General features: G+C 37.5%; 19 protein-coding genes. 5 read left to right on the top strand and 14 right to left on the bottom strand.

Annotated features, from left to right (window positions below):
* Positions 1-4: 4 nt before the first annotated feature.
* The 3 genes from KE503_RS01850 to KE503_RS01840 all read right to left on the bottom strand — a co-directional run bounded on the left by KE503_RS01850 (position 5) and on the right by KE503_RS01840 (position 2947).
* Positions 5-1198 (bottom strand): electron transfer flavoprotein subunit alpha, encoded by a 1194-nt coding sequence (locus KE503_RS01850; RefSeq protein WP_117944225.1) that lies wholly within the window; start codon positions 1196-1198, stop codon positions 5-7.
* Positions 1199-1213: 15 nt separating this feature from the next.
* Positions 1214-2002, bottom strand: a complete 789-nt coding sequence (locus KE503_RS01845; RefSeq protein WP_008394146.1) for an electron transfer flavoprotein subunit beta/FixA family protein — start codon at positions 2000-2002, stop codon at positions 1214-1216.
* A gap of 255 nt (positions 2003-2257) precedes the next feature.
* Positions 2258-2947 carry a FadR/GntR family transcriptional regulator gene (locus tag KE503_RS01840; RefSeq protein ID WP_022374702.1) on the bottom strand — a complete coding sequence of 230 codons (690 nt, stop codon included), beginning with the start codon at positions 2945-2947 and terminating at the stop codon, positions 2258-2260.
* A 190-nt stretch (positions 2948-3137) separates the two neighbouring features.
* Between KE503_RS01840 and trhA the strand changes: the two genes are divergently transcribed.
* Positions 3138-3782, top strand: coding sequence for a PAQR family membrane homeostasis protein TrhA (trhA, locus tag KE503_RS01835; protein ID WP_022374701.1), 645 nt, complete (start codon positions 3138-3140; stop codon positions 3780-3782).
* Here the strand turns inward: trhA and KE503_RS01830 are convergent.
* The 3 genes from KE503_RS01830 to KE503_RS01820 all read right to left on the bottom strand — a co-directional run bounded on the left by KE503_RS01830 (position 3750) and on the right by KE503_RS01820 (position 5847).
* Positions 3750-4040 (bottom strand): GIY-YIG nuclease family protein, encoded by a 291-nt coding sequence (locus KE503_RS01830; protein WP_022374700.1) that lies wholly within the window; start codon positions 4038-4040, stop codon positions 3750-3752. The genes trhA and KE503_RS01830 overlap by 33 nt on opposite strands.
* A gap of 147 nt (positions 4041-4187) precedes the next feature.
* The gene (locus tag KE503_RS01825) at positions 4188-4889 is read right to left on the bottom strand and encodes a M23 family metallopeptidase (protein WP_249182928.1); all 702 of its coding nucleotides are present in this window, start codon (positions 4887-4889) and stop codon (positions 4188-4190) included.
* A 40-nt stretch (positions 4890-4929) separates the two neighbouring features.
* On the bottom strand, positions 4930-5847 hold the full coding sequence (locus tag KE503_RS01820) for a SpoIID/LytB domain-containing protein (RefSeq protein ID WP_055196453.1): 918 nt from the start codon (positions 5845-5847) through the stop codon (positions 4930-4932).
* A gap of 98 nt (positions 5848-5945) precedes the next feature.
* Here KE503_RS01820 and KE503_RS01815 point away from each other — a divergent pair, with 98 nt between their 5' ends.
* The 4 genes from KE503_RS01815 to KE503_RS01800 all read left to right on the top strand — a co-directional run bounded on the left by KE503_RS01815 (position 5946) and on the right by KE503_RS01800 (position 9061).
* On the top strand, positions 5946-6203 hold the full coding sequence (locus KE503_RS01815; RefSeq protein WP_022374697.1) for an HPr family phosphocarrier protein: 258 nt from the start codon (positions 5946-5948) through the stop codon (positions 6201-6203).
* Positions 6204-6303: 100 nt separating this feature from the next.
* Entirely contained in the window at positions 6304-7758 is a 1455-nt protein-coding gene (locus KE503_RS01810; protein WP_022374696.1) for a nicotinate phosphoribosyltransferase, read from the top strand.
* Positions 7759-7804: 46 nt separating this feature from the next.
* Positions 7805-8539 carry a lysophospholipid acyltransferase family protein gene (locus KE503_RS01805; protein WP_022374695.1) on the top strand — a complete coding sequence of 245 codons (735 nt, stop codon included), beginning with the start codon at positions 7805-7807 and terminating at the stop codon, positions 8537-8539.
* Positions 8540-8599: 60 nt separating this feature from the next.
* A complete protein-coding gene (locus KE503_RS01800) occupies positions 8600-9061 on the top strand; it encodes a hypothetical protein (RefSeq protein ID WP_022374694.1) in 462 nt (153 codons plus the stop codon).
* 103 nt (positions 9062-9164) lie between these two features.
* On the opposite strand, the gene KE503_RS01795 is transcribed toward KE503_RS01800, so the two are convergent.
* The 8 genes from KE503_RS01795 to panC form a co-directional block, all read right to left on the bottom strand.
* Positions 9165-9641, bottom strand: a complete 477-nt coding sequence (locus KE503_RS01795) for a hypothetical protein (protein WP_022374693.1) — start codon at positions 9639-9641, stop codon at positions 9165-9167.
* 18 nt (positions 9642-9659) lie between these two features.
* Positions 9660-10433 (bottom strand): phosphoribosylformimino-5-aminoimidazole carboxamide ribotide isomerase, encoded by a 774-nt coding sequence (hisA, locus tag KE503_RS01790; RefSeq protein WP_022374692.1) that lies wholly within the window; start codon positions 10431-10433, stop codon positions 9660-9662.
* Positions 10434-10451: 18 nt separating this feature from the next.
* A complete protein-coding gene (locus KE503_RS01785; protein ID WP_022374691.1) occupies positions 10452-11162 on the bottom strand; it encodes an RluA family pseudouridine synthase in 711 nt (236 codons plus the stop codon).
* 9 nt (positions 11163-11171) lie between these two features.
* Positions 11172-11861: a response regulator transcription factor gene (locus KE503_RS01780; RefSeq protein ID WP_022374690.1), complete on the bottom strand. Its 690-nt coding sequence runs from the start codon at positions 11859-11861 to the stop codon at positions 11172-11174.
* Position 11862: 1 nt separating this feature from the next.
* Positions 11863-13350, bottom strand: coding sequence for a sensor histidine kinase (locus KE503_RS01775; RefSeq protein ID WP_022374689.1), 1488 nt, complete (start codon positions 13348-13350; stop codon positions 11863-11865).
* 116 nt (positions 13351-13466) lie between these two features.
* On the bottom strand, positions 13467-14657 hold the full coding sequence (coaBC, locus tag KE503_RS01770; protein ID WP_055196253.1) for a bifunctional phosphopantothenoylcysteine decarboxylase/phosphopantothenate--cysteine ligase CoaBC: 1191 nt from the start codon (positions 14655-14657) through the stop codon (positions 13467-13469).
* A gap of 13 nt (positions 14658-14670) precedes the next feature.
* A complete protein-coding gene (panD, locus tag KE503_RS01765; protein WP_044921912.1) occupies positions 14671-15060 on the bottom strand; it encodes an aspartate 1-decarboxylase in 390 nt (129 codons plus the stop codon).
* 20 nt (positions 15061-15080) lie between these two features.
* Positions 15081-15923: a pantoate--beta-alanine ligase gene (gene panC / locus KE503_RS01760; protein WP_022374225.1), complete on the bottom strand. Its 843-nt coding sequence runs from the start codon at positions 15921-15923 to the stop codon at positions 15081-15083.
* Positions 15924-15959: the final 36 nt, after the last annotated feature.

The following is a 15959-nucleotide window of genomic DNA, read 5'->3' as shown; positions in this document are numbered from 1 at the left end:
TCTCTTACGCCCCTTTCGCAGCTTTAATCTTCTCGATCAGTTTTGGTACGATATCGTAGACATCTCCTACCAGACAATAGTGTGCTGTCTTAAAGATTGGTGCTTTTTCATCGGTATTAATGGATACGATGCAATCAGAATGATCCATTCCAGCGACAAACTGGATGGCTCCTGATACACCACAGGTAATGATAAGTTTCGGGCGTACGGTTCTTCCACTTAATCCTACCTGACATTTTGCTTCCACCCATCCTGCTTCTGCAAGTGGTCTTGTGCAGGCTACCTGTCCGTCTAATAATTCTGCTAATTCTTTGATCATTGCAAGGTCTTCTTCTTTCTTGATTCCTCTTCCTGCAACGACTAAGACATCGGCAGATTCAATAAATTTCTCTGGTTCTTTCTTAACAATATCTAAAACATCTACGTGTGCTTTGATCTTTTCTTTATCGATCGCACATGGGATAATCTCTCCATGAGTTTCCTCAGTTCTCTCTGGTGCATTCATGACTTTATATCTTACCGTTGCCATCTGTGGACGATTATTTGGTGTTAAGATATGTGCCATAATGTTTCCGCCAAATGCTGGTCGGATCTGGGAAAGGTCTGTGTTCTCATCCATCTCAAGGATCGTACAGTCTGCTGTCAGTCCTGTTTTCATTCTTGCTGCAACTCTTGGTGCTAACTGTCTTCCAACAGTTGTTGCTCCAGTAAGGATTGCGCATGGCTGATGTTTCTTGATGAAATCTTCAAATACGGATGTATAGGATTCAATCTTAAATCTTGCCAATTCTGGAAAATCGTAAACAAATACTTTATCAACTCCGTAATGTAATAATTCTTCTGCTTTGTCTTCGATGTTATTTCCCATAAATAAAGCATATACTGGGTGATTGATCTTACTTGCCAGTTCTCTTGCTTTACCGATCAATTCGTATGTGACTGGATGAATCTCTCCATCAACATGATCGACATAAACAGCAATTCCGTTCCACTGACTCTTATCAATCTCTTCTTTCTTCTCATCTTCTACATATTCTACTGCTCCAGCTGGTCCTTTCTTCACACATAATTTACACATCTTACATGCGGCATTGATAGAAAGTTTTCCGTCTTTTTCTTCCATCGCACCGAATGGACAAATATCAACCAGAACCTGTGGATCTTCTACTTTTTCCTGATGTATTACTAATTTTGGCATTCTCATTTCCCCCTTTTAGATAAATTTCATATCTGTGATCATATGGAATAATTTGTCTGCGACTTCACTTCCGTCTCCGTCCCATACTTCATGATGGTCATTCGCTGTTGGAGGGAAAATTCGTTTTACCTGTGTTGGTGAACCATTTAATCCATAATGTGTTTCGTCTTTGTCTTCCATATCATCTAAGGAATATACTTCAATTTCACGGTCTGCGGTATCCATCTTCTTTACATAGGATGGAAGTCTTGGCTGGAAAATGTCTTTATCTACGGATAACAGACATGGATACTGAACTTTAGCAATCTCCAGTTCTTCCGGCAGATCCATCTCGATCGTGATTGCATCGGATTCTACTTTAGATATCTTCTTTACATTTGATACGCTTGGGATATTTAACCATTCAGATACTTCGGAACCAACCTGTGCTGTGTCACCATCAGTTGTCTGTTTTCCACATAGGATCAGGTCAAAATCTCCCATCTTCTTGATTCCCTGTGCGATCGTATAACTTGTTGCCAGTACATCGGCTCCACCAAATCTTCGGTCTGATAATAATGCTCCACGGTCAACTCCCATGGCAAATGCTTCTCTGATCACTGTCATTGCCTGTGGTGGTCCCATACTGATGACACTGATCGTTCCACCTACTTCTTCTCTGATCTTAAGCGCTGTCTCTAACGCATACAGATCATATGGATTCATCTTTGAATCGGCTCCGTTTCTTAACAGCACACCGGTTACTGGATCAACTTCCACTTTATTAGATGCCGGTACCTGTTTGATACATACTAAAATGTCCATTGCTATTCCTCCTCATTCCTAAGACTTTCTATCCTTTATCTTAAGCTCTTCCGCTCTATATTGGTACTACCAATTTTGTTTGAAAAAAATTTGGATGTTTTCGCATCCATTGTTTTTATCTGTTTTTGTCTTATTGGTACTACCAATTTATGTTTTTATTATATATACATTGTCTACTTTTGTAAAGTACTATTTGATATTTTTCTTTTTTTTGTTAATCTTGCATAAAAAAGAAGAGCCAAAATGGCTCTTTCCTTAAAGTTCTTTGTGAATAATGTTATCGATCATATCAAAATGTTTCATCAATGCTTTCTGTCCATTGACCACATCTCTCTTTAATAAACATTCGACAATCTGCTTATGTGCTTCCTGTAACATTCCTTTTCGCTTCTCAGTTCTTAAGATTTCTCGACGCATTTCAAAAATGAAGATATCCATCACTTCAGATAATGCATCTAAGATATTCACGATCAGAACATTGCCTGATGCTTTCGCGATCGCATAATGGATCTTCTTATCGTACATTGTCTTCTCATCGTTATCTGTACTCTGATCTAATGCATTCACATATTCTTGTAATTCTATGATGTCTTTTGTCTCTGCATTCTTCACTGCAAGTGCATATGCCTGCATCTCCAGTCCGATACGGATCTGGTTGATCTGATCATAATCAAGCTTATCAAGCATAAACATCATAGAAAGGGCATCTACCATATATCCTTTAAAATTTCCTGATATATAATTGCCTGCTCCCTGCCTGCTTGAAACAACTCCCATGACGGTTAAGATCTTTAGTGCTTCACGGACGGAATTTCTGCTGACTCCAAGCTTCTCTGAAATTTCTCTCTCTGGTGGAAGACTTTGTCCAAGGACGAGTTCCTGATCCATGATCTGTTCTTTGATACTGTCTATGACGATCTCATAGGCTTTCTTCGTTTTTTCCATATTTTAAATATCCATTCTGTCTGTTACTTTTCTTTTAAATCCTATAATTGTTAATAGTATAACAGATTCATTTTTTTTTGAAAAGCCCTTGCAATATTATTAAAATAGTAGTAGTATGTAGGAAAGTTAGATGTGGTTTTTAATACTATGTTATAGATTTTATCATACTAGAATGACTGGAGGTTTTACCATGACACATAAATTAAAAGATCCCGGAAGTGCTATTACACATTTGATCGGAATGATCCTTGCAGCGATCGTTTCCATCCCTTTGATCATCAAGAGTTTTTTAAGCGGGGACTATGTACGCATTATTTCTCTGATCATCTTTACTTTAAGCATGGTCGGACTTTATGGAGCGAGTACTGCTTACCACTCTTTTAATATCTCACCTCGGATCAACAAAAAGTTAAAGAAACTCGACCATGCAATGATCTTTGTTCTGATCGCCGGTTCTTATACTCCGATCTGTACGATCGTTCTTGGCGGTAAGATTGGTTATGGATTATTATCTGTCATCTGGGCTATTGCAATCCTTGGTATCGTATTTAAGATGTTCTGGGTTACTTGTCCAAAGTGGGTGTCTTCTGTAATGTATATTGCCATGGGATGGCTTTGTATCGTTGCGATCGCTCCGATCATTCATTCGCTTTCCCACGCATCCTTTGGATGGCTGCTTGCTGGTGGAATCATTTATACTGTTGGCGGTGTAATCTATGCACTTAAGATTCCTTGGTTTGAAAACCATTGGAAGAATTTTGGACTACATGAGATCTTTCATCTGTTCGTGATGGGTGGAAGCTTATGCCATATGATCTTGATGTTTCAGATTTAATTTTTGCTCCTGCTGGTAGGTTTCTATCAACAGGAGCTTTTCTTTTCTCGTAAGACGTTTGATCTTAGCTTCCCTGCTCATAGCCTCTTGCTTTGTTTCGAATTCTTCGAGGTAGACTAATTCTACCGGGCCTCTGCCTCTGGTGTATTTTGCTCCTTTTCCTTCATTGTGCATCTTTAGACGATGTGTGATATCATTTGTCCATCCTGTGTACAAGCTGTTATCGTTACATTTTAATATGTATGTTACATTTTTCATCTGTATCTTCCTCTTTGTTTCTGTCTTTTTCTTTGAAGAAAGGCTGCCAGATCAACTCTGACCGCCTCTCTTCTACATCAGCCAGATATATCTTGGCTGTTATTTTCTTACTATATATTATAGTGTTTTTTTATTTTTGTCACAATTTTATTCCAGATATTTTAAAGGATCTACACTCTTTTTATTTTTTTCCATCTGAAAATAGAGATTGGTTCCTTCTAATGAATAATAGCTTGTCGGCTCTGCTACTTTTGCGATCACGTCTCCTGCATTTACTAAGGTTCCTTCTTTTACTTTTATGTCTTTTAACTGCCCATATAACACGGTGTAATCATTTCCAAGATCCATCAATACCGTTTGTCCATATTCTGCTGATTTTCTGATTTCTCTTACTTTTGACTGCTTGACTGCTTTTACTTCGGTTCCTTCTTTCGCTTCGATCAAAATTCCTTTATTGATCCTGTACTGATCGAGTGATTCAAAATAAATTGTTGAATTTACGCTGTATGGAAGGATGATATTTCCTTTGACCGGCCAGGTTAGTTTTGATGTACCATTATACGTCACACTTTTATTCATAGTACGTTTCGCTTGTGCATTTGCTGTCTTTGTTTTTTCTTTTGCTTGCGCTGTTGTCGTCTTGGTTGTTTGTGTGGTCTTGTTTGTAGCACTGTTATTTGCTCCAATGGATCGTTCTTCTAATTTTATTTCCTGCTTCGCCTGATCTCTTTTCTGTCTGAATGTTGCACTGTAATATGCCATAATTCCAAGAAATAATGTAAATACCACGATCATGATCCCATAATATTTTCTCAGCTGAAATGGGGTTTCTTTGTTGTTTTTTCTCATTTTCATCACCTCAAACATAGTTTTACCCATTTCATATTGTTTATTCATATAGATTTGTGATCCTTGTCTTTGGATAGTAATATTTTAATATTTTTTTATAACTTTTTCCTGTTTTTGCCATCGTTCCTGCTCCATACTGACTCATTCCAAGTCCATTTCCTTTTCCAAGACAGATGATCCTTAATTTTCCTTTATACTGTTCAAAATAAAAATTATTTGATGCTAAATGAAACCAATCTGCAAAATCTTCCCCTTTAATCATCAATGAATCAGCATAGACTTGTCTTACATATCCATTTTTTGTTGTTCTCCCTATTCTTAAATTTTTTTCTAAGCGATTTATTTTGATATCTTTTTTTGTCTTTGTCTTGATCATTCCAGCGATTTTTTCATAGCTCATGACTTTCACGCTCATATAATCTTTTGCTTCAATATCACTTAGGCTTTCTTTTTCCCTGATATATGGAAGATCTTTTCCAAACCATTCCCTTGAATCAAGGGTCATCCCAACACTTAGTGCATGAAAATATGGTTCTATGAGTTTGTTTTTGTATGTGATAACCTTTCCTCGTGTCTCACTGACTGATTTTTTTCGTTTCTGATCCATGCTCTGATAGCTGCGATTTCCAAGCTTTTTTCTATATTCACTGTTTTCATAAGTTGTATAGGGAAGTTTCTGTCTTGCTATCTGCTTTTTATTTTCCATTCTTCTTATGATATCCGTCCGTAATATTACTGCCTGTGCTTTAACTGCTTCATTTTCCTGATCCATAGAAATCTGTCCCGGCAGTATCTTAAGCAGGTATGTTTCAAGATCATCTTTATCATTTCCTGAAATAACCTGATAGCCGCTGTCATAGTTTTCAAACTGAATATTTTTATCTTGCTGGCTTAAAAATACTGTGATCACGTATGGAATTGTGATCAATAAAAATATTAAAAAAAGTATATATATCATTTTATACCTCATTTTCTCCTCCTCTTTTTGTCCGTCTTACTATTTTATGTTACAATAAGGTTACTTAGAACTATCTGAACAGAAAGAGGATTGATTTTATGAAAATATATGATTTTACGATCAAATCACCAAGAGGACTTCATGCACAACCTTGTGCTGCTCTTGCGGCTATTGCACGTAAATCTTCTTCCAAAGTTATCATGGAACACAATGGACAGATCATTGATGTTGCTGATCCGATCCAGATGATGACATCTTCTGCCAGCCTCGGTGAACACATAATCATAAAAGTTTCCGGGAATGATGAAGAAGATATCTTGTTAAAACTAAAGGAAATTATTGACTCGCAACTTTGAGAAGAATATTGTTTGTTATTGTCAAATTATGTTATAATATGTGCTGTATAGGCCTGATCAATGCAGGCCTGATATTTTTGTATGTAGAGAAGGAGTATTTATGGATATAAATCATCTTACCTTGCTGACTGATCTTTATGAATTAACCATGATGCAGGGATATTTTAAAACAGGTAACGACGAAACTGTTGTTTTTGATGTTTTTTATCGTGACAATCCATCCGGAAGTGGTTATGCGATCACTTGCGGTTTAGATCAAGTCATTGATTACATCAAGAACTTGTCTTTTTCTTACGATGATATCGATTATCTTCGTAATCAGGGAATCTTTGATGAGGACTTTCTGGAATATCTTGCCGGATATCATTTTACAGGAGATATCTATGCGATTCCTGAAGGGACTGTCGTTTTCCCAAGAGAGCCACTTCTTAAAGTGAAAGCTCCGATCATGGAAGCCCAGCTTGTAGAAACTGCAATCTTAAATATCATCAATCATCAGAGTCTGATCGCTACGAAGGCTTCTCGTGTTGTTTATGCTGCTGGAGGAAGTGGTGTTATGGAATTCGGACTTCGCCGTGCACAAGGACCTGATGCTGGAACCTATGGTGCCCGTGCCGCTGTGATCGGTGGCTGTGATGGTACTTCTAATGTACTTGCTGGTAAATGTTTTGATGTTCCGATCCTTGGAACTCATGCCCACAGCTGGATCATGAGTTTTGATGATGAATATAGTGCTTTTCGTGCTTATGCAGATCTTTACCCTGATTCTTGTACATTGCTTGTGGATACTTACGATACCCTTCGTTCTGGTGTTCCAAATGCGATCCGTATCTTTGAAGAATTAAGAGAAGAAGGACATATGCCAAAGCATTATGGAATCCGTTTAGACAGTGGTGACCTTGCTTACCTTACTAAGAAAGCCCGTATGATGCTTAATGATGCTGGTTTCCCTGATGCTGTCATTGCTGCTTCTGGTGACCTTGATGAGAATCTGATCTCCAGTTTAAAAGCGCAAGGGGCTCCGATCACTTCATGGGGTGTTGGTACGAAATTGATCACTTCTGAAGACTGCCCTGCATTTGGCGGTGTATATAAACTTGCTGCCTCTAAGCATAAAGGATCTGAAGAATTTACAGCGAAGATCAAGATTTCTGAAAATCCTGCGAAGATCACAAATCCAGGAAACAAAACGATCTATCGTATTTACGGAAAAGAAGACGGTAAGATCCGTGGTGATCTGATCTGTCTCGTTGGGGAAGAATATAATGAAGCTGATGATCTTACGATCTTTGATCCTCAGGCTACATGGAAGAAATCTACACTTGCTGGAGGAACTTATACATTACGCGAACTGCTTGTCCCTATATTTATCAAAGGACAGTGTTTCTATGAGAGTCCTTCTGTCATGGATATCCGTTCTTATTGTAAGGATGAATTAAATACATTATGGGATGAAAGCCGTCGTCTTGTAAATCCACAAGAAGTATACGTCGATCTTTCCATGCCTCTTTACAAGTTAAAGCATGAATTGCTCGATGCAAACCACAAAAAATAATTTAAATATCAAACACAAACTATAACTTATAGAAGGGAGAACGATCATGATTCGTTTTTTTGCGGATATTATTTATCTGTTCTTTTTCCTGACACTAACTGCACCACTTTATCCATTATTTGAGCATTGGAACAAAAGTGGAAAATCTCACAAACGTTCCTCTATAGCACAGCGTATGATTTTAAAATCTTTTAAGCTCTGCCTTGCTATGGCTGGCACGAAACTGGTTGTTGATGGTGAGGAAAATATACCAGATGATACTGCTGTTTTATATGTTGGAAATCACAGCAGTTATTATGACATTTTATGTAGCTATGTTGCGACTGGACGTGGAATGGGATTCTTTGCCAAGAAAGAGATGGAGAAGATTCCTTGTCTGGCACACTGGATGCGTTTTATCAACTGTCTGTTTTTAGATCGTAAGAATATCAAAGCAGGACTTGCTACAATGAATGAAGGTACACAGCTTTTAAAAGATGGATTTTCTATCGCGATCTTCCCTGAAGGTACAAGAAGCCAGGATGAAGATCCTCATGAATTTAAAGAAGGAAGCTTAAGACCAGCTCTGAAAGCCAAAGTTCCTGTCATTCCTATGGCAATTTCAGGTACCGCTGATATTCTTGAGAATAACAAACGTTTTCAGGTAAAACCTGCAACTGTTCATATTACTTTTGGACAACCAATCTATCCAGATCAGCTTGAACGAGCTGAGAAAAAGCATCTCGGAGCTACAATTCGTGAAGAAATTATCGAAATGAGAAAAAAACATAAGACAAGTTAGAAAAAAGATGTTATAATAGTTAAGATATTCAAATGTATATACTAGGAGGAGAAGAGAAATATGAGTATTTGGACAGTCATACTTATTATTGCAGTTATCGCTGCGATCATTCTTGGTGTTCTGTACTTTGTTGGTAGAAAGATGCAGGCCAAACAGGAAGACCAGCGTGCACAATTAGATCAGATGGCACAGACAGTTAATATGCTTGTCATTGACAAGAAACGAATGAAGATCATGGATGCTGGATTTCCTAAGATGGTAACAGACAACATTCCAAAACGTGCCAGATTATCTAAAGTACCAGTTGTAAAAGCAAAGATTGGACCTAAGATCACACCATTATTATGTGATGAAGCAATCTTTGATGATGTTCCTGTAAAGGCTGAGATCAAAGCCGTTGTAAGTGGAATTTATATTACATCTATCAAGAATCTTCGTAATGTAGCACCACCAGAACCAGAGAAACGTGGTTTACGTGCAAAACTTACTAAGAAAAGCGCTGAATATATGCGCAAGAACTAATCTTGTTGTTATATTAAGATTCAGATACAAATCAAAATACCGGAAACTTGTGGTTGAATTCAAGTTTCCGGTATTTTTCTTATTTAAAATTCATTTTTGTTGATTATTGTTTTCTTTCCTGAATCTTTACGATCACATATCCTTTCTCGGTTGTTATATAACCAAGCTTTAGATATTGTCCATCTCTCTTGATATATCCACCCTGTGTAGATGGTAGATGATAACCAAACTTCTTAATAAATTTGTCACCATAGGAAAAATGAACGCCATTAATATCAAAACTTTCTTCTTCCATGTCTTCCTGATCTTCACCTCCGCTTGATGCTGGTGTGAAGTTCTCTACATATCCTTCGACACTCTTATAATCCCCTTGTTTATATGCATGAATCACCTGCATATATCCAAAGCAAAATCTAAGTGCTGCAATCGCACAGATAGCAAGACAAACTGCAGATAACAATTTGAAAAATGGTTTCTTTGAAAATACAAGGAGTAGTACTCCTATTATTCCTAATATTGCAAATGGAATAACCCATCTTGCCTGTATCGTAAAATTACTGGCTTCGTATAATAATTTCATATATATCTAAGCCTCCCTTCAATTACAGTATTCTAAAACTTTTGCGAATTCCATATCACCACCAAATAAGTCTAAGGCACTTCCGATCGTTACATCGATCTTATCGTTTCCATAATCTTTCAATAATTCAAGATCATCAAAGTTCTTAACTCCACCAGCATATGTGACTTTATTGCCATCATACTGAGCCAGAAGTTTCACTAATTCCTGATCGATTCCCTGAGCCTTTCCTTCTACATCGACTCCATGAATCAGATATTCATCGCACCATGACTCTAGTTTGTGCAGCAGTTCTACCGTTAATTCTTCATCAGTAAACTTCTGCCAGCGATCGGTTGTGATATAATATTTATCGTCTTTCTTTCGACAGCTTAAGTCAAGCACAAGATGATCTTTTCCTACCTGTTCTTTTAAAGAATCCAGTCTGTCATAATGAATCTTGCCACCCGCAAATACAAACGATGTTACGATCACATGAGATGCTCCAGCTTCAATAAATTCCTTGGCATTCTCATCTGTGATTCCTCCACCGATCTGAAGTCCTCCTTCAAATGCTTTCAATGCCTTTAACGCCTGTACTTTATCTTCTTCATAATACTGTGAATCTCTGGCATTAAGCATGATGATATGTCCACCGTTTAAATGATTATCTTTATAAAGTTTTCCATAAAATGTACCATCTTTTTCTGATACAAAATTCTCTGTTGCAAAATCTCCCTGATCAAGGAGACTTCCACCTACGATCTGTTTGATCTTACCATTGTGAATGTCAATGCATGGTCTGAATCTCATTTTTCTTATCATCTCCTGTTATTCTGTCATCTCTAATAAGTCAAATGCTTCCCCACTTGGATCTGCCTTAAATACCATTCTCTCATGTGTCGTTGGATGGTCAAATGCAATCCTTGCTGCGAACAGTCCGATCTCTTTGTATTTCTTCTTTGTCTTCTGATAAATTGGATTATACTTTGTATCTCCCCAGATTCCAAATCCTCTGCTTGAAGTCTGGACACGGATCTGATGATGACGGCCTGTTTCTAAATGGATCAGACAATATGTGTATTTCATCTTAGAATCTTCCATCATATCAATAACTTCGTAATCAAGAATAGCTTCTTTTGCACCTTTCGTTCCTTCTTTGACGACTTTGGATACATTATTTTTGGGGTCTTTTAATAAGAAGTCTCTGAATGTTCCCTCATCACCAGGAAGCCATCCAGTTAGTACCGCCTGATAATCCTTCTCAAAAGTATGATCTTTGATCTGTTCTGTCAGTGATGCTGCTGCCTGCTTTGTTCTTGCAAATACCATAACACCACCAACTGGTCTGTCTAAGCGGTGTACCAGATATAGTTCTGGCTCTCCATCTGTATTTTCCTCAAAAAACAGTTGATTCTTAAGCTGATGCAAAAGATCCATATCTCCTGTCTTATCGCTGGAAACTGGAATTCCTTTTGGCTTCTCGCACACAACAATCTGTTCGTCTTTGTATATGATATTTATCTTTTTATTTTTTCTCATAAAAATCTCCTACATCTTGAAACGGTATCCAACACCCCAGATTGTCTCGATATACTGTGGTTTGGCTGTATTCACTTCAATCTTCTCTCTGATCTTCTTGATATGAACTGTAACAGTTGCAATATCTCCCAAAGATTCCATATCCCAGATTTTATTGAATAATTCCTCTTTTGTAAACACTCTGTTTGGATGTCCTGCAAGAAATGTTAAAAGGTCAAATTCTTTTGTTGTAAATACTTTTTCTTCGCCATTTAAATATACACGTCTTGCTGTCTTATCAATCTTTAATCCTCGAATCTCAATGATGTCGTTGGCTTCCATCTGATTATTTACAAGTCTCTGGTAACGATTTAGATGTGCCTTTACTCTGGCTACAAGCTCACTTGGGCTGAATGGTTTTGTGATATAATCATCTGCTCCGAGTCCTAATCCTCTGATCTTATCGATGTCTTCTTTTCTTGCAGATACCATAAGAATTGGAATTTCTTTGGCTTCTCTGATCTGTTTGCAGATTTCAAACCCATCAACTCCTGGAAGCATGATATCAAGAATGATCATATCAAAATCTTCTTTTAATGCTTTCTCAAGTCCTTGCTGTCCATCTGTTTCTATTTCTACTTCAAATGAACTAAGTTCTAAATAATCTTTCTCTAATTCTGCGATTGAAAGTTCGTCTTCTACGATTAATACTTTGCTCATGTTATTTCTCCTTTGACTGATCAATTACTTTATTTAATGTAAAGAATATTGTCGTTCCTGCACGCAGTTTACTCTCTGCCCAAATTTCTCCACCATGTTCTTCTATGATCTTCTTGCAAATGGATAGTCCAAGACCACTTCCTCCGGCGGAATTTCTTGACATATCTGCACGATAGGTTCTTCTGAAAATATGTGGAAGATCTTCTTTGGAAATTCCCATTCCATTATCCTTGATCGCTACCTGTACCTTGCGATCAAATTCTGTTAAGGTAATTCCTACCTTTCCTTTGGCCTTATTGTTATATTTGCATGCATTATTAATAATATTATTAATAACTCTCTTAAGCTGTTCCGGATCAGCTGTTACCAATACATTCGCTCCACAATAATTACGATATGAGAACAGCATTCCCTTCTGTTCAAGGTCTGCTCCGATCTCATCTACACAATCTTTGAAATATGAATTAATATTAATCTTCTCAAAGTTATACGGAATAATATTGGAATCAATCTTTGAATATAAAGATAATTCGTTGATCAGGACGTTCATATCATTTGCTTTATTATAAATCGTCTTAATATAGCGATCTATCTTCTCTGGAGTATCTGCAACTCCGTCCATGATTCCTTCGACATATCCCTTGATCGCTGTGATCGGTGTCTTAAGATCATGAGAAATATTACTGATCAGATCCCTATTCTGCTTTTCATAAACAATTCTTGCATCGATCGAGTCTTTTAACTCCGCCCTCATCTCATTAAATGCATTGCAAAGTTCTCTGATCTCTTCGCCACCACTGTTGATCACTACATCATTATCAAGGTTTCCTTCCTTGATTCGTTCTGCTCCTGCCTTCAGTTCCCTGATCGGACTTACGAATTCACGGTACATAAACCATGATAAAAATGTACTCGTTAAGATCAGTACACCAATGACTGCACAAGATACCTGAATAAAGATATTGCGGTAATGTGGCAGGACTGTTCCAAGATCTGTCATAATAAATACAGATCCTTTTCCTCCATCCTTGTATTTAAAATCCTGCTGCTTTACAAGGTAATTCCCTGGATGGCTTACAAAAAAACCACGGTCAGCATCACTGTCTTTATTCCCATAGGATGGCAGTTTATTGATCAATTTGTCAGAAACATTTTCCTTTCCTGCATAAGTGATCTTGTTATTTTTTCGAACGAGCAGATAGGAATCTTTACCCCCTAATCGTTTATTGACGTCATTTAAATATTGCTGATTATTAAAGATTTCAGGATCCTTATTTACATGCTCTTCTAATTCAAAGAAAATGCCCTGTGTCTCTGTATTCATCGTCTTTAAAGGATTTGCGAATCTTTCAAAAGATCCTACTGACAGGTCTGCTTTGTTGATCCTTGAATACCCTATACTTAAACCAGCGATCGACACTATCATCACAAAGATTGGTAGCACGATCGCTGGCAAATAGATTAATCGAACTTTATTTACTGCTTTCATCCCTTGACTCTCCTTTGGTATTAATATCTTTTATTATACCATAGTCACAGAGAGAAACCAGAAGTTGAACAATTATTTTATTTAATTTTTAGAAAGATTTTTATCATTATAAACATCTAATTTCTTGAAATGATAAAATCAAGGATTGCATCTGCAACTTCTTCTTTTGTCATCTTTGGAAGCTGTTTTTCTTCATCCTTTGTGATCAATGTGATCACGTTTGTATCTGTGTTAAATCCAGCTCCCTGTTCTTTGAGGTTATTTGCTGCGATCATGTCAATCTTCTTCTTTTCAAGCTTTGCTCTGGAGTTTTCTAACATGTTCTGTGTCTCCATGGAAAAGCCGCATAGGAACTGACCTTCTTTTTTATTCTCTCCAAGAGTCTTTAAAATGTCTTTGGTCCTTACCAGTTCAATTGACATATCTCCGTCTTTTTTCTTGACTTTATGATCGCTGACATTCGCTGGTGTGTAATCTGCAACAGCTGCTGCCTTGATAATGATATCCTGTTCATCACTTCGGCTTGTCACAGCATCATACATATCCTGTGCACTGGTAACAGGTACTACATCTACAAACATTGGTGGTTCGATCGCTGTTTGTCCTGTAACCAAAGTTACATCCGCTCCGCGAAGCATTGCCATCTTTGCGATTGCATACCCCATCTTTCCTGAAGAATGATTGGAAATATAACGTACCGGATCGATCGCTTCAATCGTTGGTCCTGCTGTTACAAGAACTTTCTTGCCTTTTAAATCTTTTTCTTTCGCAATCGCTCTCTCAAGATGTGCAACCAATACTTCTTCTGATGGCATCTTTCCTGCTCCACTTGTTCCACAAGCAAGATGTCCTGTTGCTGGCTGTACGATCTCATATCCAAATCTTCTTAATTTATCAAGATTATCCTGTAAGATTGGATTATTGAACATCTTCGTATTCATCGCTGGTGAGATGATCACTGGTTTGTTACATGCCATCACTGTGGTTGATAACATATCGTCTGCAATTCCATTTGCAATCTTACCGATGATGTTCGCTGAAGCTGGTGCGATCAACATTGCATCGGCTTTATCTGTCAGTGATACATGTGCTACATGAAACTGAAAATTACGGTCAAATGTTTCTACAAGACATTTTGTGTTGGTCAAACTTTCAAATGCAATCGGGTTGATAAAATGTGTGGCATTCTTTGTCATGACCACATGGACTTCACACCCACGTTTCACAAGCATACTTGCCACATTTGCCATCTTATAAGCTGCAATACTTCCTGTCACACCCAATACAATCGTTTTTCCTTTTAACATGATCTTCTTTCTCCTACATATCTTCTAATCGTCCATGTCTTTCATAGTTTGTGCAGCGGGAAATCTGGTTATCGTCATCTACAAATACGACTTTTGGCTCAAATGTCTTTGCTTCTTCTGGTGTCATATCTGCATATGCGATAATGATGATCTTGTCTCCTGTTGCAACGCAGCGTGCTGCAGGTCCGTTTAAGCAGATCATTCCACTTCCTGGTTCTCCAGGAATTGTGTATGTCTCAAAACGACTTCCGTTGTTAACATCTACGATATGTACATGTTCGTATTCTAAGATTCCTGCTGCTTCTAATAATACAGGATCAACTGTAATACTTCCTACATAATCTAATTCTGCCTGTTTTACTGTTGCTCTATGAATTTTTCCTTTTAACATGCTGATATTCATTATTTTTCTTCTCCTTTAGTCTATTCGTTAATGAGTGTATTGTCAATAAGTCTTGTCTTTCCGATGTAAACTGCCATAGCCAGCATACATGTTCCTTCTAGTTTCTCAACTGGTTCCATAGACAATGCGTCAACTGCTTCTACATAGTCAATCTTAGCCATTGGTTCTGTCTCGATATTTTTCTTCATTGCTTCTACGACTTTATTTGCATCTTTTTCTGTTTTCGCAAGTTCTTTTCCTAAAGCAACTGTTTTTGATAAGATCAATGCTGCTTTTCTTTCTTCTGGAGAAAGATATGTATTTCTTGAGCTCTTAGCAAGTCCGTCTTCTTCACGAACGATTGGACATCCGATGATCTCGATATCCATATTCAGATCACGCACCATACGTTTGATAACTGCTAACTGCTGTCCGTCTTTCTGTCCAAAATATGCTCTGTCTGGTGTTACAATGTTAAAGAATTTATTTACAACAGTACATACTCCTCTAAAATGAATTGGACGTGTTTTCCCACATAATCCTTCTGTAAGTCCTGTCATATCCACAAATGAGCAGAAATCTTTCTCATACATTTCTTCTGGTTCTGGATGGAAGATTAAATCTACTCCTGCACTTTCACATAATGCTGCATCATGATCTAAATCTCTTGGGTATGTTGCAAGGTCTTCTGTTGGTCCAAACTGCATTGGATTTACGAAAATACTTACAACGACTTTGTCGTTATCTTTTCTTGCTGCATCCATCAGACTTTTATGTCCTTCATGAAGGTATCCCATAGTTGGTACGAAACCAACTGTTAATCCCTGTTTCTTCCACTCTTTTACCTGTTCTCTGACTTCTTTGACTGTTTCTACGATTTTCATTGTTAAAACTCCTTTTTCCCATTTATGTATGAGAAT

Origin of the sequence: Anaerostipes sp. Marseille-Q3525, assembly GCF_018223505.1 — a bacterium.
GTDB classification, from domain to species: domain Bacteria; phylum Bacillota; class Clostridia; order Lachnospirales; family Lachnospiraceae; genus Anaerostipes; species Anaerostipes amylophilus.
Note: the sequence above shows the minus strand (reverse complement) of the source record. Positions and strands in the feature narration are given on the sequence as shown.